The sequence below is a fragment of the Clostridium sp. genome (assembly GCF_021443865.1).
Taxonomy (GTDB): domain Bacteria; phylum Bacillota; class Clostridia; order Clostridiales; family Clostridiaceae; genus Clostridium.
Genome location: NZ_JABUTB010000030.1, coordinates 49,749 through 71,106, shown reverse-complemented (window position 1 = coordinate 71,106; position 21,358 = coordinate 49,749). Strand labels below are relative to the sequence as shown.

The window sequence follows — 21,358 nt, the reverse complement described above, 5'->3', positions numbered from 1 at the left end:
AGTTCCTTTTAATATTAATTAACTAATGTAAAATCGCTATTAGATAAAGTAAATATATCCTTTAATCCCTCTGTGATATAAACCTTATTATCTTTAGTTACAAATATTGCATCTATACCATCTATAGTATTTACAAATTTCATACCATCTTCTACACCCATTGCAAATACTGAAGTAGATAGTGCATCTCCGTCTATAGATTTATCACTTACTATAGTAATACCAGCAATTTCATTTTCATAAGGATATCCAGTTTTAGGGCTTAATATATGATGATACTTAATTCCATCTTCTTCAATATATCTTTCATATATTCCAGAAGTAACTACTGATTTATTATTAGTAGTTAGAGTTCCAATAATACCACCACGTTCAGAATAAGGATCTTGGATACCTATTCTCCAATCAGAGCCATTTGGTTTATTACCGTGGGCATAGACATTTCCACCTAAGTTTATTATAGCACTTTTAACTCCTTCTTCAGTTAGAAGTTCTGAGATTATATCAGCTGTATATCCCTTTGCTATACCACCTAAGTCAATCATCATACCTTCTCTTTTTAAGTAGATAGTTTTATCAGCATCATTAAGCTCAATATCACTATATCCAATTAGAGGAAGCTTTTCATTTATTTCTTCTTGAGTTGGAACCTTTGCTTCAGGAAGGCCTATACTCCATAATTTTACTATTGGACCTACTGAAATATCAAATAATCCATTTGAAAGCTTTGAGTACTCTATACCTTTTTTTACAACAGTATATGTATAATCATCTACTTTCACAGGACTAATACCAGCTTCATCATTTATCTTATCTACTAAAGTTCCATTTGCATTTATACTTAAAATAGATTCGAGTTCTTTAATTTTATCAAATGCTTTGTTTAAAATTTCTTCATTTTCACTATCATAAAGACTTATAGTAATTACTGTTCCCATTAACAATTCGGTTCTTGATAGGGGTTCTGCTTGTTCAGTATTTTTTGAGCAACTAGCTAAAATAGAAAGAGAGAAAATCAATAAGAGTGAAAGAGTAAGCTTTTTAAATAATTTTTTTGGCATAAAAATCCTCCTAAATTAATAATATTAATTATTATTATAAGTAAAAAAAGAAAAAATAACAAAAGACTTTAGGCAAGAGCCCAAAGTCTTTATTTAAGTAAAAATATTACTTAGCTTCTGCTAAAGCTTTTTCTGCTAAAGCTTTAAAGCTTGTTGAAGTGTTAGTAGCACCTGTTACAGTATCAACATCAGCAACATTTTGTTTTTCAACTAAAGCTTTTTCTAAAGCTGGGAAAGCTTCTTCTGGGTTTGAACCACTTTTAGCTTTCATGTTTGTATTGTAATCTGCATCAGTTAATTTGCTTCCCTTATCGTTAGCTTCGTCATACTTAACTGTTGCAATCTTTCCATCTTTAACTTCTATTTCTATTGAAGCAACATATCCTCTTTCATCAGCTTCTGACTTTTGAGTGTATACTCCATCTTTTAATCCAGCTTCAGTAGCTTCTTCTTTATTACCACATCCTACAAAGATAGTAGTAGCTAAAGCAGCAACTGCTAATAAGCTTATAACTCTTCTTGATTTCATAATAAAATCCCCCTTAAACTTATTTATTTACGTTAAAATGTATTTTCACGTCGAATTGTTTTCAATTACTAGTTCATTATACACAAAATTAAATGTAATTGATATTCGAATTACTTATGATATATAAGTAATTCCGATAGTGAAAATAAATGAATAATTGCCTACAAATTAGGAAAAATAAGGGTTTGAGGCTAGAAAGTTTAAAAAAAAATCAATAAAAAATTGTTAAAAAAACTACAAAAAGTTTTTGTAATAATATAGACATCTTAACGAATAGTGTATAGAATTAGATATGCTATTTTAGAATTATTAAATGAAGGGAAGGGTTCAACATGTCAAAAAATAAGATACTTGTTCTTGGCGCAGGATATGGTGGTGTACATGCTGCTAAGAAATTGGCTAAGAAATATAAGAAAAATGATGATGTGGAAATAACTTTAATCGATAGAAATCCATTTCATACACTAATGACAGAGCTACATGAAGTTGCAGGGGGGAGAGTTCACCCAGAATCAGTACAAGTTAAATTATGTAAAATTTTCGGAAAATCAAAAGTTAAAGTTATAACAGATTTAATAGAAAAAGTTGATACACATAATAAAATGGTAAAAACTACAAATGGAGAATATTCATATGATTATCTAGTTATAGGTACAGGAAGTGAACCTGCTTTCTTTGGAGTACCAGGAGTAAAAGAAAATGGGTTTACCTTATGGTCATTTGAAGATGCTCTTAGAATAAGACATCATATTGAAGATATGTTTGCTAAAGCAAGTCTTGAAAGAAATGCTGCAAAGAGAAGAGAAATGCTTACTTTTATAGTAGCAGGTTCAGGATTTACTGGTATTGAAATGGCTGGTGAACTTTTAGAATGGAAGAGCAGACTAGCAAGAGAATACAATGTAGATGAAAATGAAGTTACTTTAAAAGTTGTTGAAGCTATGGGAACTATCTTAAATATGTTAGATAGAAAACAAGCAGATAAAGCCGAAAAGTATATGGTTAAGCATGGAGTAGAAATATTAAAGAATTCACCTATAGTAGAAGTTAGCGAAGATAAGATAACTTTAAAGGGTGGAGAAGAAATTAGTACAAGAACTTTAATATGGACTTGTGGAATTCAAGGAAATGAAGATGCTAAAGAATATGGATTAGAAACAGCTAGAGCAGGAAGATTACAAGCTAATGAATACATGCAAGCTGTAGGAAAGAAAGATGTATTTGTTGTTGGAGATATGGCTTATTATGAAGAGGAAGCTGGTAGAGGAACTCCACAAATAGTTGAAGCAGCAGAACAAACAGCTAATACAGCAGTTAAGAATATAATTGCTTCAATAGAAAATAAAGAAATGGAAAAATTCCAAGGAAAATACCATGGATTTATGGTTTCAATTGGTGGAAGATACTGTGTTGCTAACTTAAGTGGAATTAAATTATCTGGATTCTTTGCAATGATAATGAAACATATAGTTAATATGTACTACTTATGGGGAGTAAATAATATTAATGCTGTTTATAACTATTTACAACATGAATTCTTTACTATGGAAGATAGAAGATCAGTGATGAGAGGTCATGTATCATCTAAGGCAAATAGATTATGGTTAATACCATTAAGAATATATATAGGTTGCTTATGGTTAATTGAAGGTATTAAGAAGCTATTAGGAGATTCTACATGGGACAAGATGTGGGATGCTGGTAGTATAAAAGGTTTCTTTAATAGTATAGAAATTGGTGCAGATAGCTGGACTAAAGCTGGTAATGTAAAGATGCCATTTGCTTGGTTACAAGATGCAACATCAAGTGCTTCAGCTGCAGCAGGTGCTGGGGAAACAGCTACTGAATGGGCTACACCAATATTTAAAGAAATTCCAGGTTGGTATGCTACAATAATGGAATTTATGATGCCAAATCCAGAAGTAGCAGTATGGTTCCAAAGAATAGTTGTATTAATGGAAATTGGAATGGGTCTTTGCTTAATAGTAGGATTATTTACATTTATATGGGGTGCTGTTTCAGTTGTTATGCCAATTAACTTTATCCTATGTGCTATGGCAGGATGGGACATACTATGGTATGTATTTGGTTCAATTGCACTAATGGGTGGAGCTGGTAGAACATTTGGACTTGACTACTATATTATGCCTTGGATAACAAGGATGGCAGATAATTTCTGGCATGGTAAGAAAAAACCATTATATGTAGATAATATATCACATGGAAATAAAAAAGCAGTATATTTAGACGCAGAATAGTATGCAAAAAATAAATATATATGTATAATAGATTTTATAAGGTAGAGTTTATTTACTCTACCTTATAAATTGTATAATTATAATGTTAATACAATTAGTTTCATTATAATGGAGATGATTATTATGTTTAAGAAATTAGATTTTGTTATTATTGCAGTATTGATGATACTATCATTTTTACCTGAAATAATATTAGGTGCATCCGTTGGAAGAGGTCTTAGTAATACATATGCAGAAATAACGGTTTCTGGAAAGCTATATAAAAATATTAATTTAGCACAACATAGAGGAGAAGAAACTATAGAACTGAAAACTAAGGATGGAGTTAATATTATTAAGATAAAAGATAATAAGATAGGTATAATAGAAGCTGATTGCCCAGATCAGGTTTGCATGAATCCAGAATACATTGAAAAGCCTGGAGAAAGTTTAGTATGCCTTCCTCATAAGGTCATGGTAGAGATTAAGGGAATGGCAGAAGATGATATTATACTATCATATTAAGGAGAAACTATGAAAAAAACTAGTAAAATAGTATATATAGGATTATTAGTAGCTCAAGCATTAGTTTTACATATAATTGAGCGTATGATTCCTGTGCCTTTTATAACACCAGGTGCAAAGCTTGGATTAGCAAACTTAATTACAGTAATTGCTCTATATACCTTAGATAATAAAAAAGATGCTTTTTTAGTGTTATTCTTAAGACTTTCTTTATCAACTATGTTTGGAGGAAATTTATCTTCCTTTATGTATAGTGCAGCAGGGGGAATATTAAGTTTTCTTTCAATGGTAGTAGTTAAAGAATTGTTTAGAAATAGGGTTAGTATTATTGGAGTAAGTTCAGCAGGTGCTATATTCCATAATGTAGGACAATTAATAATAGCTTCATTAATAGTACAGAATATAGGCGTTATGCTATACTTGCCAGTACTATCAACAGTAGGAATAGGGACAGGTATTTTTATTGGAATAACTGCCAACTATGCGGTAGCACACTTAAGAAAACTTCCAATGTTCAAAAGTTAAATAGTTATGCATTGAAAATAAATATATGATTCTAATCACTAAGAAGGTGGAATAAAATGGACAAGATTTGGAATAATTATCCTGAGATAAGGCAAGAGCTTATTGAAGTAATAAATTTAATGAAGAAAAATGTAAAGTGTAAAGATAAAAAAATAGAAAAATCCATAATGGAATTAATTGAGTCAGGTGGTAAATTACTAAGACCAGCTTTCGTATTAATAGGATCAAAATTTGGAGATAATGATACAAGCAAGGCAGTTCCTACTGCAGCAGTAATAGAAATGCTTCATATGGCAACATTAGTTCATGATGATGTAATAGATGATTCAAAGCTTAGAAGAGGACAAGAGACTATTCAATCTAAGTATGGGAAGGACTATGCTGTATATATAGGAGACTATCTTTTCTGTGTATGTTTTAAATTATTAGCTACTAACGATTCACTGCAAGCAATAAAAGTTGATTCAAGAGCTATGTCAAAGATTTGCATGGGTGAGGTAAATCAACTTAATTCTAGATTCTCAATGAAATTGTCAGTTAAGGATTATTTAAGTAGAATATCTGGAAAAACAGCAGAGTTATTTTCAATATCTTTATACTTAGGAGCAGCAGAATGTAATGCTGATGAAAAGATTTCTAGAGAACTTGGAAATATAGGTCATAATTTAGGAATGGCTTTTCAAATTATAGATGATATTTTAGATTATGAAGGAAATGATGAAAGTATTAAAAAATCTGCAGCAAATGATTTAAAACAAGGTATTTATACTATTCCTCTAATTTATGCTTATAGAAATAATAAAGAGGCGTTTAAAGATATTATTGGAAAAGAACATTACAGCGAAGAAGAAGTAATGGAAATAATAAATTTGGTTAAGGCTAATAAAGGAATAGATATGGCAAAAGAATTAGCTGAAAAATATGTTAATAAGTGTTTTAAGGGCATAGATAAGTTACCAAATAACGATTATAAAGTTATATTAAGAGAAATTGCTAGTTGGTTATTAAAGAGGACATACTAAAGGGTTACTTAATTTAAGTAACCCTTTAGTATGTTTTTCATGGATTTAATAAAATCTGAATTAACTTTATAAAATGAATCAAAATAACTAATATAAATTGGAAGCTTCATAGATAAATCACTAATATTAATTATTTTAATATCAGGTATTGAGTGATAGTTATTATATATACTAGCAGGAATAAATGTAGCAGCTTTACTTGAGGAAACACCTTTTAATGCAGAAAAATATGAATTTGTACTATATAAGATATTTGATGAATCTAAAATTTTATTATCATAATTAAACTCAGTACATATTAAATTTTTCAAACAAGTTTTATCAGAGGATAGTATTAAAGGAAGATCAAATAGTTCATCCTTTTTTATAGAAGTGGTTTGAAAATTTTTTCCTGCTACTAAAAGGACTTCATCATATCCAATTAGTTTTGTAGTTAAACCATTAGTGTTTTCTGGCTTAGTATAACAAATAAAAATATCGCATAAATTACTAGATAGATTAGCTTTTGAGCAACAATCTATTGTATTAAGATTAATTGTATAAGAAGAAAAGTTTTTCTTTAACTTAGAAATAGCCATAGGCAAAAGGGTTAATCCTATTGATTCAACAGATTCAATAGACACATATTTTTTCTTGTTTACTGAATTAAACAATTCTTCTTGCATCTTATTATAAGATGATAAAATTGATTCAGCATACTTGAACAATATTTCACCTTCAGAAGTTAAAGATACTCCTTTATTTGTTCTATTAAAAAGTTGTACGTTTAAATTGTTTTCTAGTTTTGAAATTTGTTGACTAAGTGCAGATTGTGAAATATGCGCATTTTTTGCAACTGTTGAAATACTATTAGAGTTTGCAACCTGGAAAAAATAATTTAAGCTATCAATATGCATAACAATATTTTTGCATCACAAATGGGCATATNAAAATCTATAAATTAAATTATTATATTATAATAATTTGTAAAAATCAAAATTTATTATTTTTAAAATAATAAAATAATGGTGTATAATTTATTTCAGGTTAGGATGTGAGAATATGAAAAATAGAAAAAGAACAATTTTTTTATTTATTATTGGAATTTTAATAATTTTTTCTACAAATTTAATATTAAGTCGAGCGAATAGAAGTGACTTAAAAGGTGAGATAGTAGTTTGGGCAAAGGAAGAAAATTATAATTATTTTATGGAAGCTGCAAAAGAATTTAGGGAACGAAATAAAAAATTAAATATACATATTGTAAATATTGGTTCTGAAAATTCTTTAGAAAGAATAGAAGGATTAAATGAGAAAAACTTACCTAATATAGTAGAATTGAATTTTTTAGAATTAGAAAAGATAAAAGAAAAAGTGGATTTTATAGATGAAAATAAAAGCATAATTGAAATATATAATAAGAATTTTAAAGATAGTAGAATTCAAGAAGTAAAAATTAATGAAAATTATTATGGAGTTCCATTTGAATCTAATCCAATTGCCTTATATGTTAGAAATGATATTTTAAATAAATATGGTTATGAAGCTTCAGAATTAAATACCTGGAAGAACTTAATTAGAATTGGAAATGAAATTAAAAATAAAAGTTCTGGGGAAGTTAATATATTTTCCAATAAAGATAAGCAAAGTATAGAACTATTATTAATTTCTCAATTAGTAGACTATCAAAAAGATTCTAAACTTTATACTAAAGAGGATATATTAAAAGAATTTAATAATATATACAAAGATGAATATATAACTGAAGATAATAATTATTTATATAGAATAGCTTCTTTAGATTTTTATAGAGACATTAGTGCTGGCAAGGAGCTAGGTATATGGATATGTAAAAATCCACCTAGTTATGAGGTTGGTGAAAATAGGTTATATGATATAGGAGGGGCAAATTTAGTTGCTTTAAATGTTGAAAAAAATAGAGAAGCAATTAAAGAATTTATAGCTTTTGCAGCAACTAATAAAGACTTGCTATCTAAAGAATTTAAAGATAATAAGTTTTTTCCAAGCTTAATATATTCATTAAATGTGAAGAAAGAAGAAAACAATGAAGAGAATATAGAAGGAAATAGCCCATTCGTAATATTAGTTAATATAGCTGAACGGGCTCCAAGTATAAAAAACTTTGAAAAATTAAAAGAAATATTAAATGATATATATTATAACTAGGAATTATTTATTATTTTATAAGCCTCTAAGGTTTTTATGGCAGTGTTTTTCCATGAAAATAGGAGGCTTCTTTCATAACCTTTTTTAGATAAGTTATCCTTTAAAGCATCATCATTTAGTAACTTAACTAAAGACTCTTCTAGCTCTAATCTATTTAAGGGATTAATTAAAATGCAGGAATCACCTGTAACTTCTGGTATAGAAGTCACTCTAGAAGTTATAACAGGAGTCTTACAACACATAGCCTCTAGAGGGGGTAAACCAAATCCCTCATATAGAGACGGATATATAAATGCTTCAGCACCATTATAAAGTGTAGGTAACAGAGTATCCTCTATAAAACCTGTAAAAATAATATTCTCACAAGAAGCTAAAGTTTTAGATAAATCTAAAAGCTTTTTACCCTCATCTTTAACTGCTCCTGCTAAAAGTAAGACATAAGGTTTATTTAAATCCTTATAAATTTTATCAAAGGATAGAATTAAATCTTTAGCATTTTTTCTTGAACTAAACCCACCTATGTATAAAATATAATCTTTTGAGAAACTAAATCTTTTTTGTATTGTTTCTTTGCAAATGTTCTTATCTAAAGGTTTAAAGTTAGAATTGGCAGCTAAAGGTGTAACATATACTTTATCCTCAGGAATATGATTAAAAAACTTTAATATATCCTTCTTAGAATATTCAGATACAGTTAAAATCCCCTTAGATTTATCAATTATAGTTGGCATAGTTCTTAGGAATCTTTCAAGATATCCTCGTCCAGTTGTTTCAGGTAATACATAAGGAATTAAATCATGAATAGTTACAACGGAATTTGTATCATAACTATTACAAAGACCCATTCCATTTTGAGGAATATGATGAAGATCTATATTATTATTTTTCAAGAAATTTGGGAAATAATAATTTTCATAAAAACTACCATGCTTACTAGAAGTAAAAACTATGTTGCAATTATCTTTTTTATATTCTTCATAGTTTTTCCCAGTCCAAAAAAGAGTAAAGTCATTTTCTTTATCTATATTAAGCAATTCCTTAACTAAATTTTCAGTGTAAGTTCCTATACCTGTTCCATTGTATAAATTTATTCCTCTAGCATCTATGGAAATTCTCATAGCAATCCTCCTAAAATTATCCTTTATATTATAGATATTATTAATTATTTAATTCTATGATATAAACACAATAAAATAAGTAAGTCCATATAATAACATAGAATAAATCTTAAGGAGAAACCTATGGAGATTTCATATATAAAAAATGAAATTCAGGATAAGTATTTAATAGAAATAGAAACTATAGAGAAGGTTAAAAATAGCTATAAGATAAGTACAAAGGATGGGGATTATGGTATTAAGGTAATTAAATATCAGTATCCTCATTTTTATTTTATTATGTCTGCAATAAAACATTTACAAAATAGAGGCTTTTATAATATACCAGAAATAATTACTACTAGAGATAATTTAGATTATATAAAACTTGGAGATAAGTATGCATATTTAAATAAATGGGTAGAGTCAAGAAGTTGTAATTATAAGAACTTTATAGAATTAAAGTTAGCCTCTGAAACTTTAGGAAAGCTTCATAACTGTAGTGAAGGTTTTACCTTAAATAGTAATATGAAACCTAGAATTGCTTGGTTCTCTTGGATAAAGGTATTTGAAACCAGATGTGATGAAATTTTAGATTTTAAAAATCGAATTTATCAGAAGGCTTATAAATCACAGTTTGACGAAATTTATCTACAAGCTATTAATGAAGAGATAGAGAGAGGTAAAAGGGCAATAGATGAGATAAAGAATAATAAATATATTGAACTTATGAATAAAGAGGTACTTAAGAGAGGGTTTTGTCATCATGATTATGCACATCATAATGTTCTAATAAATGAAAATGGAGAAATTAATATAATTGACTTTGATTATTGCATACTAGACACCCATATTCATGATTTAGCATCTTTATTAATTAGAGCTATGAAGGATGGTGAATGGAATAAGGAAGTATCTAATATTATATTAAATTCTTATGGAAGCACCCACAGTTTATTTAATGCTGAATTAAAGCTTATGAAAGGTTTTATAAGATTTCCTCAAGGGTTTTGGCAAATTGGATTGCAGTATTATTGGGAACAACAGCCTTGGGGAGAAGAGTTTCTTGTAAATAAATTAAATAAGTATTTAAGGGATAGAGACAGTAGAGAACAGTTCTTACAAAACTTTATTGATTAAGGGGTGAAAGAATGCAGAAATCAGAATTAAATTCTTACTTAGAAAATAGGAATATTTATGTTTTAAATAGTAAAATTTCTAAAGATAAAATTGAGGATAGTAAAAGCATATATAAACAAATCGAAAACATTGTTTTCTTTCACCATAAGATTGGACAATATAAAGAAAATTTATTCCCGAGAATAGGTGCTTCCATTGGGAAAGAAGTAAATATGTATTATTCTCAAATAATATTAATAAATAAATATTTAAAAGAAATGGAAAGAAAAGAAGATCTAAATTCTATAGATTTTTATTTAATAAATAGGGGAGAAGAATTAATTAGTTTAGGTAAAAAATCATTAAATCATATTAATACAAATGGATTTAAAAAAATAATTAATAGGAGTATGGATAACTATGAAGTTTGTTTAACTAGAGTTGATGAAGGAAATTTAAAGGTTGATGAGGATGGGAGTATAAAAATAGGTACTATAAGGTATATGACTTACAATCTTAAGGAACATGACATATATTCATATATAAAAAAGATTAAAAGGCGAGAAATTAATATAAATATGGAGGATATTATTAATTATTATATTAACCTTACTAAGCTTGGAGATAGTAGTAGGGAATACTTAAGAGCTTTAGTGTCTTATCCAAATGAGGAATTTAGAATAATTGAAAAATATATCTTAGGGAAGTTTCAAATGGAAGAGGGAGAATTATTAAAAAGTTTAAATAAGGCTAGAACCTTAGATAGTAATAATATAATAATTTAAATGTTGGGGGTTAGTATGAATAAATTTAGATATATTGATAATGAAATTTTATGTAAATATGATTTAAGAGAGGAATTTTTTAACAAATTAGATTTTGAAGTTGAAGATATTATTCCTTTAAGAAAGGTTTTTGTATTATTAACAAATGAGGGTAAGAAGATATTAAAGCTTACAGATTCATCAGAAGAAAGAATAGATTTTATAAATCAAGCATTAAATTATTCAGCTAAAAAATATAAGAACTTGCTAAGTTACTATGAAGATAAAAATGGGAAATATATTTATAAATCTGGAGAAAATATTTATGTAATATTAAATATGATAGAAGGCAGGGAGGCTACATTTAGTAATCCTGTTGAAGTAGAATTATGTACTAAAGCTATGGTTAATATGCATTTAGCTTCAAGAGGAATATTTAATGTTTTGAGTACAGATATAGTTAAAGGTAATTTAGGAGAATACTTACCTTATCAGTTTAATAAAGCAAAAGAGGATCTGATTAATATTAAAGAATATGTTTTAAAATTTAGATATAAATTAGAGTTTGATAATTTATTCCTAGAAAATGTAGATAAGCATATTAATGAAATACAAAAATCTATAGAACTTTTAGCAATGTGTAATTATAACAATTTATTAGAAGATTTTAATAAGAGAGTCTTATGTCATAATGATTTAGCTCATCATAATTTTATTGTAGATGGAAATGAAATTAAGATTATAGATTTTGATTACTGTAAAATAGATACAAGAGCTATAGATATAGCTAATTTTGCCATTAAAGTTATTAAAAATACTTATTATGATATGGATACTTTTAAATTAATTATAGAATCATATAATTCTATAGATGAATTAAGTAAAGAGGAAATTAAATTAATATATGCTTTGTTAAGCTTCCCCAAGGATTTTACAACTATCATAAGAGATTTTTATTATAAACAAAAGAAATGGGATTATGAGGTTTTTCTAAATAGATTAAAGGATAAAATAAACAATGAAATATATAGAGAAGAATTTGTTGATAGATTTATTTCAGATTTTAGCCAATATTTTTATTAAACAAATTAAGAGGCTGCTAAAGCAGCCTCTTTTTTAGAATTTAATTATCTTTTCATAAGCTTGTATTGTAGATTTTGCTGTTATATTCCAAGAATATTTAGAACTTTGGATAAGACCTTTTTTTATCATGCTCATTCTTAAAGCATCATCTTTTAATACAGTTTCTATACAATTTTTAAGCTCATTAATATCATAGGGATTAATTAATAAAGCTGATTGGTTACACACTTCGCTAAGTGAAGTTACATTAGATGAAATAACTGGTGTACCACAAGCCATAGCTTCTAAAGGCGGTAAGCCAAAACCTTCGTAGAAGGAAGGATAAGCTAGTAGCTTTGAGGCATTATAAAAAATAGGTAAATTTTCTAATGGAATAAAATCAGTAAAGATTACATCATCTTCTATGTGAAGATCAACTGCTCTTTGTTTATAAAGGCTATAGGAAATTCCTTTTTTACCTGTGATAACTAATTTAAGATTTTTCTTTATTTCTTTAGATAGAAGTGAAAATGCTTCAATTAATCCTATAATATTCTTTCTAGGACTAAAACCCCCTACATAAAGTATAAAATCATCTTTAATATTATATTCTTTTTCTATTATTTTTTTGCATTGACACTTATCTAAAGGCCTATATATATCCTCAGCAGCAAGATGAGTAACAAAAATTTTATTTTTAGGAAAGTTAAATTCTTTTGCTATATCCTGCTTTGAAAATTCCGAAACTGTTAATATTCCATCACAATTATTAATAATTTTAGGAAGCTCATTATTAAATATATATAAATAACGGTCACTAACTGTTTCTGGCATTCTCAATGGGATTATATCATGCAACGTAATAGCTTTGTGACAATTAATATTAGTATATAGTCCAACTCCATTTTGAGGCACATGATAAAGGTCTAGATTATTATCTTCTATAATGTTTGGAACTCTAACTTCGTCCCAAAAATTTGATGAAGTTGTAGCTCTAACTAACTCAATATTAAAATTATCACTTAAATCTAGAGCTGAATTTTCCGGTAAAAAAACTAAGTAATCATTGATATTATCAACTTTATTCATGCTATTGATAAGTTGATAAGTGTATGTTCCTATACCAGTTCCCCTATACCATTTTGCAGCTCTACCATCTATGCCTATCTTCATGATTTAATCCTTTCTCATTGTTTTTAATTTATTATATTAAACTTAGGAATAAAATGTTAATAAAAGAATAAATATAGTCATATAAATATAAAGGGGGTGAGGGTTATGATGAGAGAATTCGAAATAGAAAGACAGTTCGATATTAAGATTGAAGCTTTAAAAGCTAATAAGGGAGTCTATTATCTTAAGACAAATAAAGGAGAAAAATGCTTAAAAAAAATTAATTATGGGCCTCAAAAACTATTATTTGTTTATGGAGCCAAAGAACATCTAATAAAAAATGGTTTTAATGCCGTTGATAAATATCATTTGAACATAGATGGGGAACCATATGCCCTAGTAAATGAGGATCTTTATACTTTATCTGAATGGATAGAAGGAAAAGAATGTGACTTTCATAACATAGAAGAAGTAAAATTAGCCGCTAGTACTCTTGCTATGCTACATGAGGCATCTAAGGGATATGATCCTCCAGAGAACTCTAAATTAAAGAGTGATTTAGGAAGATGGACTCATCTTATGAATAAGAGAATTAAATCATTAGATAAGATGAGGGATATGGTAAGAAAGAAAAATAATAAAAATGATTTTGATTTATTATATATAAAATCAATGGATTTTTATAAGGAAATTGGTAAAAAAGCTTTAAAAACTCTAGAAGAATCTGATTATATGAGATTATGTGAAATAGCTGAAAATGATAAGAGCTTTTGTCACCATGATTTTACCTATCATAATATAATATTAGATGCAAATAATAATTGTAATGTAATAGACTTTGATTATTGCAAGAGGGAAGTTAGGACATTTGATATATCAAATTTTATGGTTAAAGTATTAAAAAGAGTTAATTGGGATATAGACTTTGCCAATGCTATAATAGAATCTTATAATAAGGTTTCACCTTTATTAGAAACTGAATATAAAGTTCTGTATGCTTATTTACAATTTCCACAAAGATATTGGAGACTTGCTAATAGATATTATTATAATGAAGTTAACTGGGGTCAAAATACCTTTGGAAGTAAGCTAGAAGCAATAATTAATGAAAAGGAAGTTATGCTTAAGTTCTTAGATGAATTTAAAAATAAATACATCTCAAATTAGAAAAGTGCCATAGGCACTTTTTTTATTATACTTTAAGTACAAATACAGATAATTCGACATAGGATAATATAAAGTAATAACTAAGAGGTAGAAAAATGAAGGTAGGAGATTTAGTAGTTAGAAAATCCTATGATAAGGATATTACATTTAAAATTATAGATATTAAAGAGGATGATAAAGGGAATCAAGTATATATTTTAAAGGGAATAAGTATAAGGATAATAGCAGATTCTAGAATAGATGATTTAGAAATAGTTGATGATGAGTATGTTGGAACAAAAGAAAAAATATTAAATAGAAGGGTAGAGGATGCTATAAAGAAAGCTGTTTCTATGAGGGGAGATGATGAAGCAACAAAAGTTTTAAACAACCTTTATAGGGGGAGTAAAACTTCAAAAAATCAACAAAACAAAGAATTAGTATTTGGAAGACCGGGAAAAATACTTCATATAGATGGAGATAGTGAATACTTAGAAACTTGCCTTAAAGTTTATAAACAGTTATCTTTAGAAGCTGTAGGAAGGGCTATTCCAGAAAAAAAACAACCTGATATGATAGTGGATTTAGTTAAAGAAATAAAGCCAGATATAGTTGTATTAACAGGTCATGATAGTGTTCTTAGAACCCCAGATGATTATTTGAATTTAGATAATTATAGAAATTCAAAGTATTATATAGAAGCTGTAAAGGCTTTAAGAAATTATAATTCTAGTTACGATGAATTAGTTATTTTTGCAGGAGCTTGTCAGAGTTGTTATGAATGTATGTTAGATGCAGGTGCTAATTTTGCAAGTTCGCCAAATAGAGTATTAATACATTGTTTAGATCCTGTTTTAGTTTGTGAGAAAATAGCTTATACAAGAATTGATAAGGTAGTATCAATAACTGATGTTATTGATAATACTATAACTGGAATAAGAGGAATTGGCGGATTGCAAACTAGAGGGAAATATAGAGAAGGATATCCTAGATCACCATATATTTAAATACAAAGAAAATATAAAAATGTGAATAAAAAGCTAAAAATTAGAGATAATAATAAATGGATAAAGTAACTATAAAAAGGTAAAAGTTTACATTGACAATTGGTTTTGTAGGTGGTAAAATTATAGTTTTTACTTGACAAAATATGGGCTTGGGTGTATAATATAAACAAGAAAGAAGGTGTTTATGTGGAAAGTGTAAAGACTATCGCGTCTATAAAGAGAAATATAGAGAATCATATAGGAGAAAAAGTAACTTTAAAGGCAAACGGTGGAAGAAAAAAGATCCTAGTAAACAACGGAGTAATAGAAAGTGCGCATCCAAGTATTTTTGTAGTTAGATTAGATAATGATGTTACTAGAATGGTAACATATAGCTATTCGGATGTATTAACAAAGACAGTTCAATTATATTTTGCATTATAGGTAATAGAGCTCAGACTTTAGGGCTCTATTTTTTTGTCTTATAAATTTTCTTAAAAAAAAGAAAGATGGTGGGTTTCCATCTTTCAACTATGGTATAAAAGGGTATTGAGAATTTATGAGAGGTTATATGGTCAATAACCATATTTATAATACGACATATTATGAGTAATGTCAACATATTATTTAAAAAAAATAGAGAAAAAATGAAAATAAGTATTTTTATATGGATAATTCGACAATTGGTTGATTAAATTAACCTTTTATGTAAAATTGAGTAAGATAATTGTTGAAATTTGCAAACTTTCTTTTAGAAACAATAAGATAATTTTCGAATAATTATATATGGTTAGAAATATATTTATTAATAGGAATTATGTAGGAGGGATTACATGTCACAAATAGATGTTATAAGAGAAAGTATTAGGTACGAACAATTACTAAGGGAAGGCTCAGTTAATCAACCTATAAAAGGAGAGCATTTATTAAGAGATTCACAATATCCTGATATGAAAGAAGTATTAGGGATAGATGTTAAAGCTACAATAACTAATAAAGAAATCGTAGGAGATAAAGTTATTGTAGAAGGAAATTTAGATTATATTGTTCTTTATTTATCTAAGGATGAATCAATTTCAGATTCTCCAGCTAACAAGATACATGCAGTTGTCTTTAATGATAAGTTCTCAAATTATCTAGATCTTAATAATGATGAACATAATATAGTATGCAATGTTGAGTGCGATGTAGAACATATTGAAGCAAATTGGATGAATGAAAGAAAAGTTGGAATAAGTGGATTGATAGTATTAAGATGGAAGATTCATAAAATCGGAGAATTTGAATATGTAAAAGATATTGAAGGAAAAGATGATGTTCAAGTTAAAAAAGAAGAAGAGGTATTAAATGGAGTAAAAGGAGATAAGGATATTGACTTTATGGGAAAATCCATGCTTAAAGTAACTATGGATAAACCAGAAATAGATGAAATCCTAAAATGCTCTATGAATCTTCATAAGAAAGAAGTTAAGGTAGTAGAAGGAAAAGCATATATTGGATGTTATTGTAAAATATCTATACTTTATAAGGGAAGAGATAATAAAGAACTTGAAGCTTTAGAAGATGATGTTTATTTATCAAGAGAAGAAGAGTTACCAGGAATAAGTGGAGATATGATTAGTGTTCTAGAATTAATGGTAGTTGATGAGCAACATGCAGTTAATTTAGATGATGTTGGTGAAAATAGAGTAGTTAACGTAGAATTTTTAGTAAAAGGAAATGTTAAAGTATACTCTAATGATAAGGTAGAGATTTTAAAGGATGCATATTCACCAACAATGAATATAGAATTAGTAAATGGTAATAAGGAATTTACTTTAATTCATTCTATATTAAATTCTGAAGTAACAGCTAAAGACATTTTTGATATTGATAATAAAGAAGAAAGAATAGGAGAAGTGGTAGCAGTTACTGGGCATCCTATAATAAAAGATAAGATAGTTGAAGATGAAAGAGTGAAAGTAGAAGGTGTAGTTAAGACTAATATAATTTATAGACTCGCTGGAGAAGAATTGAATTATGGAATACTAAATGGAGATATTCCTTTTAATACAACTATAGATATTAAAGGTTTAAAAAAGGATATGAACCTTATAATAAGTCCTTATTTAGAAAATATAGATACTAATATAGAAGGTAATGCAGTTTCTGTTAGAGCAACAGTTGGTCTAAATATAAAATCATACTATAAAGTTAATAAAGACTATATAAAGGATATTGTTGAAGGTTCTGGAGAACTAAAAGAGAAAAAAGCATCTGTAACTATATATGTAGTTGGTGAAGGAGAAACTTTATGGGATTTAGCAAAGAAGTATAATACTACTGTTGCTGAATTAGAAAAATTAAATGATTTAAATGAAGAAGAAAAGATTAGACCAGGATGTAAACTTATAATTCCGGGAAGAGCTATATTCTAAAAATATAGGAGCTGTTTAGACAGCTCCTTATTTTATTGTGGTTTTATATACAGTCTGCTTAAAATTATATCAACAATTTCATATGAATAATATAAACTTTTCATGGATAAAATAAGAAATGCATGATAAGAGGTGAGAAAATGGCAGAAAAAATAAAAGGAGACCTAATTATTATAGGAGGAGCAGAAGATAAGGAAGGAGATAAAGATATCCTTAAAAAAGTATGCAACTCCATTAATAAAGAAGAAGATATTATAGTGATTGCTACTGTAGCTACAGAATATCCTAAAGAAGCTTTTGAAAAGTATAGAAAAATTTTCACTGGCTTAGGAGTAAAAAATATTAAAGGATTAAATATTGAAACTAGAGATGATTCTTTAATTTCAAGTAATATCGATTCAATAAGAGAGGCATCTCTTATATTTTTTACAGGTGGTGACCAATTAAGAATAACTAGCTTACTTGGAGGTACTTTAATTTATGATGCCTTAAAAGAATCTATACAAAATGGATGCATAATGGTTGGTACTTCTGCAGGTGCCTCAGTGATGAGTGAGACTATGGTAGTTAAAGGTGAAGATGATGAATCTCCAAGAAAATGCACTTTAAAAATGGCACCGGGATTAGGGTTAATAGAAGGTGTTATGATAGATCAACATTTTGCTCAAAGAGGAAGAATAGGAAGATTATTAACTGGAATTGCACAGAACCCAGAAGTATTAGGTATAGGTATAGACGAAGATACTGCGCTTTTAGTTAGAGATAATGGAGATGCTCAAGTAATAGGGAGTGGAGCAGTATACTTTTTAGATGCTAGAAATATTACTTATAGTAACGTATCTGAACAAAATTATGATGAAGTATTAAGTATGTTTAATGTTAATTTACATGTACTAAAAGAAGGAGATAAGTATAATCTCCTAATTAAGAAGCCTTTTGAGGAGGATAAATTTAAAAATGAAAGTAACTGAGACTAAGGTCTTTAAAGGTAAGAATATCTATTCCCATAAAAAGTGTATAAGACTTGATGTTGATTTAGAGGGTTATTGTGAAACACCAAGTAAATATATTGAAGATTTTAATTTTAATTTGGTTAATATGATTCCAGAATTAAGAAGTCATAGATGTGGAATTGATGAAGATGAAGGATTTATAAAAAGACTTAATGAAGGAACATATTTAGCACATATATGTGAACATATAATAATAGCTATCCAAAATAAAATAGGAATAGATGTTGCTTATGGTAAGGCAAGAGAAGTTAAAGATGATCATTATTATATTATTTTTCAATATATTTATGAGAATACAGCTATTGAAGTAGCTAGATTAGCCATTGATATTGTAAATTCTTTGATAAAGAAGATTCCTATTAATTATGAGGAAAGAATAGATTTTTTAAAAGAAGTATTAAGAGATGAGATTTCAGGGCCTAGTACTAAGTCTATTTGTGATTATGCCAAAGAAATTGGTCTTCCAGTAATTGATTTTGGAAGTGAAGACTTTTATCAAATAGGGTATGGAAAGCAAGGTAAAATAATTGAGAATTCTATAGGTTATGATACTAAGTGCGTATCAGTTGATATAGCTTGTGATAAGCTAATCACAAAAGAATTATTAAAAATTCACAACATTCCTGTTGCTAGAGGGAGTAAAGTCCAAAACATAATTAATTTATTAAAAGAAGCAGAAGAAATTGGTTATCCTGTAGTTCTTAAGCCACAATATGGGAATAAGGGCAATGGGGTAATTTTAAATATAAAAAATGAAAAAGAATTATTAAATTCATATAAAAAGTTAAAAGATAAATTTAAAGATTTAATTATTGAAAAGTATTATAAAGGTAATGATTATAGGGTTTGTGTCGTTAATTATAAGGTTGTTGCAGTTTCACTTAGAATTCCACCGTTTATAATTGGTAATGGAAAAGATACAATACTTGACCTTGTTAATGAATTAAATGAAGATTCATTGCGTGGAGATGATCATGAGAAACCGCTAACAAAAGTAAAAATAGATGAGGAAGTTCTTACTTGCATTGCTATGCAAGGTAAATCCTTGATGGATATATTAGAAGAAGGAGATAAAGTATCTTTAAGAAGAAATGCTAATTTATCTACTGGAGGAGAAGCTATAGATTGTACAGATGAAATTTGTAAAGAAAATATTGATTTATGTATAAGAACTGCAAAGGCCCTGAGATTAGATATATGCGGTATAGATATTTGTAGTGAAGATATATCTAAACCATTATCTAATAGTGGAATAATAATGGAAGTAAATGCTGCACCTGGATTAAGGATGCATATTAATCCTAGTAGAGGTAGCAGTAGAAATATTGCAAAAGAAATTGTAAATATGATGTATAATGGTAAACCTTATAATATTCCTGTTATAGCTATTACAGGGACTAATGGGAAAACAACTACCACACGATTAATAAGTCACACCTTATCAAAAATGGGATACTGCATTGGAATGACAAATAGTAGTGGGATTTTTGTAAATAATGAATGTATAGATAGTGGAGATGATACTGGATTTGATAGTGCTAGATCTATTTTATTAAATCCGGATGTAGATGTGGCAGTATTAGAAACTGCCAGAGGTGGAATTATTAGAAGAGGTTTGGCTTATGAAGAGGCGGATGTGGCTGTCATAACAAATATCAGAGAAGATCATTTGGGGATTGATGGAATAAACTCTATGGAGGATCTTTGTAAGGTGAAATCTTTAGTGGGAGAAGCTGTTAAAGAAAATGGCTATGTAGTAATAAATGCAGATGATAAATGGAGTATGAGCATTTTAGACCGAATAAAATCAAAAAAAGTCTTTTTCACTCTTAATGCTAAAAATGAAGTTTTAAAGAATAATAATAGTGATGATATATATGTATATATAGAAAATGAAGATGTTGTGGTATTAAATGAAAATAAAAAGATTTTACTATGTAAAGTTAATGAAATTCCAATTACTTTAAATGGAAAATTAAAATTTAATGTTGAAAATATTTTATCAGCAACAGCAGCATTGGTTGCCATGAATATAGATTATTGTATGATTAAAAATGGCATAACAACATATAAGTTAAATTCAAAAGAAAATGCCGGAAGATTTAATCATTATAATGTAAATGGAATAAATATAGTTTTGGATTATGGCCATAATCCAGATGGATATACTGCTGTACTTACAGCTTTGAAAGAATTAAATACTGGAAGGCTTTATGGAGTAGTAGGTATACCAGGAGATAGACAAGATGAATCAGTCTTAGAGATTGGAAGTATATGTGCTAAGTTCTTAGATTATACAATAGTTAAAGAAGATAAAGATTTAAGGGGAAGAAATAAAGGGGAAATAGCTGATTTGATAGTAAAGGGGTTATTGAAAGAAAACAAAAATATAAAGCATGAAGTTATATTAAATGAAGAGGATGCTTTGATTAAAGCTATCAGTATGGCTAAAGAAGGAGATTATATTGTAGTTTTCTTTGAAAATATGAAACCTTTAATAAAGGTAATTGAAGAACGTAATAGACTTTATAATGAAAATGATGAGACTAGATATGAAGCGTTAAATTAAAATAGTT

General features: G+C 27.9%; 19 protein-coding genes. 14 read left to right on the top strand and 5 right to left on the bottom strand.

Annotated features, from left to right (window positions below; all coding sequences use genetic code 11):
• Positions 1 to 14 precede the first annotated feature (14 nt).
• Both HUJ77_RS06690 and HUJ77_RS06685 read right to left on the bottom strand, forming a co-directional pair.
• Complete coding sequence (locus HUJ77_RS06690) at positions 15 to 1,061, bottom strand: FAD:protein FMN transferase (protein ID WP_291707801.1); 1,047 nt, start codon at positions 1,059 to 1,061, stop codon at positions 15 to 17.
• A gap of 106 nt (positions 1,062 to 1,167) precedes the next feature.
• Positions 1,168 to 1,590 (bottom strand): FMN-binding protein, encoded by a 423-nt coding sequence (locus HUJ77_RS06685; protein ID WP_291707800.1) that lies wholly within the window; start codon positions 1,588 to 1,590, stop codon positions 1,168 to 1,170.
• Positions 1,591 to 1,922: 332 nt separating this feature from the next.
• Here HUJ77_RS06685 and HUJ77_RS06680 point away from each other — a divergent pair, with 332 nt between their 5' ends.
• From HUJ77_RS06680 to HUJ77_RS06665, 4 genes are all read left to right on the top strand, one after another.
• Positions 1,923 to 3,848, top strand: a complete 1,926-nt coding sequence (locus HUJ77_RS06680; protein WP_291707799.1) for an FAD-dependent oxidoreductase — start codon at positions 1,923 to 1,925, stop codon at positions 3,846 to 3,848.
• A 123-nt stretch (positions 3,849 to 3,971) separates the two neighbouring features.
• On the top strand, positions 3,972 to 4,352 hold the full coding sequence (locus HUJ77_RS06675; protein WP_291707798.1) for a NusG domain II-containing protein: 381 nt from the start codon (positions 3,972 to 3,974) through the stop codon (positions 4,350 to 4,352).
• Positions 4,353 to 4,361: 9 nt separating this feature from the next.
• Positions 4,362 to 4,877 carry a Gx transporter family protein gene (locus HUJ77_RS06670; RefSeq protein ID WP_291707797.1) on the top strand — a complete coding sequence of 172 codons (516 nt, stop codon included), beginning with the start codon at positions 4,362 to 4,364 and terminating at the stop codon, positions 4,875 to 4,877.
• Positions 4,878 to 4,933: 56 nt separating this feature from the next.
• Positions 4,934 to 5,899, top strand: a complete 966-nt coding sequence (locus HUJ77_RS06665; RefSeq protein WP_291707796.1) for a polyprenyl synthetase family protein — start codon at positions 4,934 to 4,936, stop codon at positions 5,897 to 5,899.
• Positions 5,900 to 5,907: 8 nt separating this feature from the next.
• On the opposite strand, the gene HUJ77_RS06660 is transcribed toward HUJ77_RS06665, so the two are convergent.
• Positions 5,908 to 6,795, bottom strand: coding sequence for a LysR family transcriptional regulator (locus HUJ77_RS06660; protein ID WP_291707795.1), 888 nt, complete (start codon positions 6,793 to 6,795; stop codon positions 5,908 to 5,910).
• Positions 6,796 to 6,940: 145 nt separating this feature from the next.
• Here HUJ77_RS06660 and HUJ77_RS06655 point away from each other — a divergent pair, with 145 nt between their 5' ends.
• Positions 6,941 to 8,065: an ABC transporter substrate-binding protein gene (locus HUJ77_RS06655; RefSeq protein WP_291707794.1), complete on the top strand. Its 1,125-nt coding sequence runs from the start codon at positions 6,941 to 6,943 to the stop codon at positions 8,063 to 8,065.
• Here the strand turns inward: HUJ77_RS06655 and HUJ77_RS06650 are convergent.
• Entirely contained in the window at positions 8,062 to 9,183 is a 1,122-nt protein-coding gene (locus tag HUJ77_RS06650) for a glycosyltransferase family 1 protein (protein ID WP_291707793.1), read from the bottom strand. The two genes, HUJ77_RS06655 and HUJ77_RS06650, sit on opposite strands and share 4 nt — an antisense overlap.
• 123 nt (positions 9,184 to 9,306) lie before the next feature.
• On the opposite strand from HUJ77_RS06650, the gene HUJ77_RS06645 reads away from it, so the two are divergent.
• Genes HUJ77_RS06645 through HUJ77_RS06635 form a run of 3 tightly spaced genes read left to right on the top strand, consistent with a single transcriptional unit; the run spans position 9,307 to position 12,128 of the window.
• On the top strand, positions 9,307 to 10,302 hold the full coding sequence (locus HUJ77_RS06645; protein WP_291707792.1) for a CotS family spore coat protein: 996 nt from the start codon (positions 9,307 to 9,309) through the stop codon (positions 10,300 to 10,302).
• Positions 10,303 to 10,313: 11 nt separating this feature from the next.
• The gene (locus HUJ77_RS06640) at positions 10,314 to 11,066 is read left to right on the top strand and encodes a hypothetical protein (RefSeq protein WP_291707791.1); all 753 of its coding nucleotides are present in this window, start codon (positions 10,314 to 10,316) and stop codon (positions 11,064 to 11,066) included.
• A 15-nt stretch (positions 11,067 to 11,081) separates the two neighbouring features.
• The gene (locus tag HUJ77_RS06635; protein ID WP_291707790.1) at positions 11,082 to 12,128 is read left to right on the top strand and encodes a CotS family spore coat protein; all 1,047 of its coding nucleotides are present in this window, start codon (positions 11,082 to 11,084) and stop codon (positions 12,126 to 12,128) included.
• 33 nt (positions 12,129 to 12,161) lie between these two features.
• Here HUJ77_RS06635 and HUJ77_RS06630 read toward each other — a convergent pair whose 3' ends face one another.
• Positions 12,162 to 13,280 carry a glycosyltransferase family 1 protein gene (locus tag HUJ77_RS06630; protein WP_291707789.1) on the bottom strand — a complete coding sequence of 373 codons (1,119 nt, stop codon included), beginning with the start codon at positions 13,278 to 13,280 and terminating at the stop codon, positions 12,162 to 12,164.
• 105 nt (positions 13,281 to 13,385) lie between these two features.
• Here HUJ77_RS06630 and HUJ77_RS06625 point away from each other — a divergent pair, with 105 nt between their 5' ends.
• From HUJ77_RS06625 to cphA, 6 genes are all read left to right on the top strand, one after another.
• The gene (locus HUJ77_RS06625) at positions 13,386 to 14,387 is read left to right on the top strand and encodes a CotS family spore coat protein (RefSeq protein ID WP_291707788.1); all 1,002 of its coding nucleotides are present in this window, start codon (positions 13,386 to 13,388) and stop codon (positions 14,385 to 14,387) included.
• Positions 14,388 to 14,482: 95 nt separating this feature from the next.
• Entirely contained in the window at positions 14,483 to 15,373 is an 891-nt protein-coding gene (gene yabG / locus HUJ77_RS06620) for a sporulation peptidase YabG (RefSeq protein WP_291707787.1), read from the top strand.
• A 186-nt stretch (positions 15,374 to 15,559) separates the two neighbouring features.
• Positions 15,560 to 15,796 carry a Veg family protein gene (locus tag HUJ77_RS06615; protein ID WP_291707786.1) on the top strand — a complete coding sequence of 79 codons (237 nt, stop codon included), beginning with the start codon at positions 15,560 to 15,562 and terminating at the stop codon, positions 15,794 to 15,796.
• Positions 15,797 to 16,185: 389 nt separating this feature from the next.
• On the top strand, positions 16,186 to 17,769 hold the full coding sequence (locus HUJ77_RS06610; RefSeq protein WP_291707785.1) for an SPOCS domain-containing protein: 1,584 nt from the start codon (positions 16,186 to 16,188) through the stop codon (positions 17,767 to 17,769).
• Positions 17,770 to 17,909: 140 nt separating this feature from the next.
• Positions 17,910 to 18,740 carry a cyanophycinase gene (locus HUJ77_RS06605; protein WP_291707784.1) on the top strand — a complete coding sequence of 277 codons (831 nt, stop codon included), beginning with the start codon at positions 17,910 to 17,912 and terminating at the stop codon, positions 18,738 to 18,740.
• Positions 18,727 to 21,351: a cyanophycin synthetase gene (gene cphA, locus HUJ77_RS06600; RefSeq protein WP_291707783.1), complete on the top strand. Its 2,625-nt coding sequence runs from the start codon at positions 18,727 to 18,729 to the stop codon at positions 21,349 to 21,351. The genes HUJ77_RS06605 and cphA overlap by 14 nt, the downstream gene beginning before the upstream one ends.
• Positions 21,352 to 21,358: the final 7 nt, after the last annotated feature.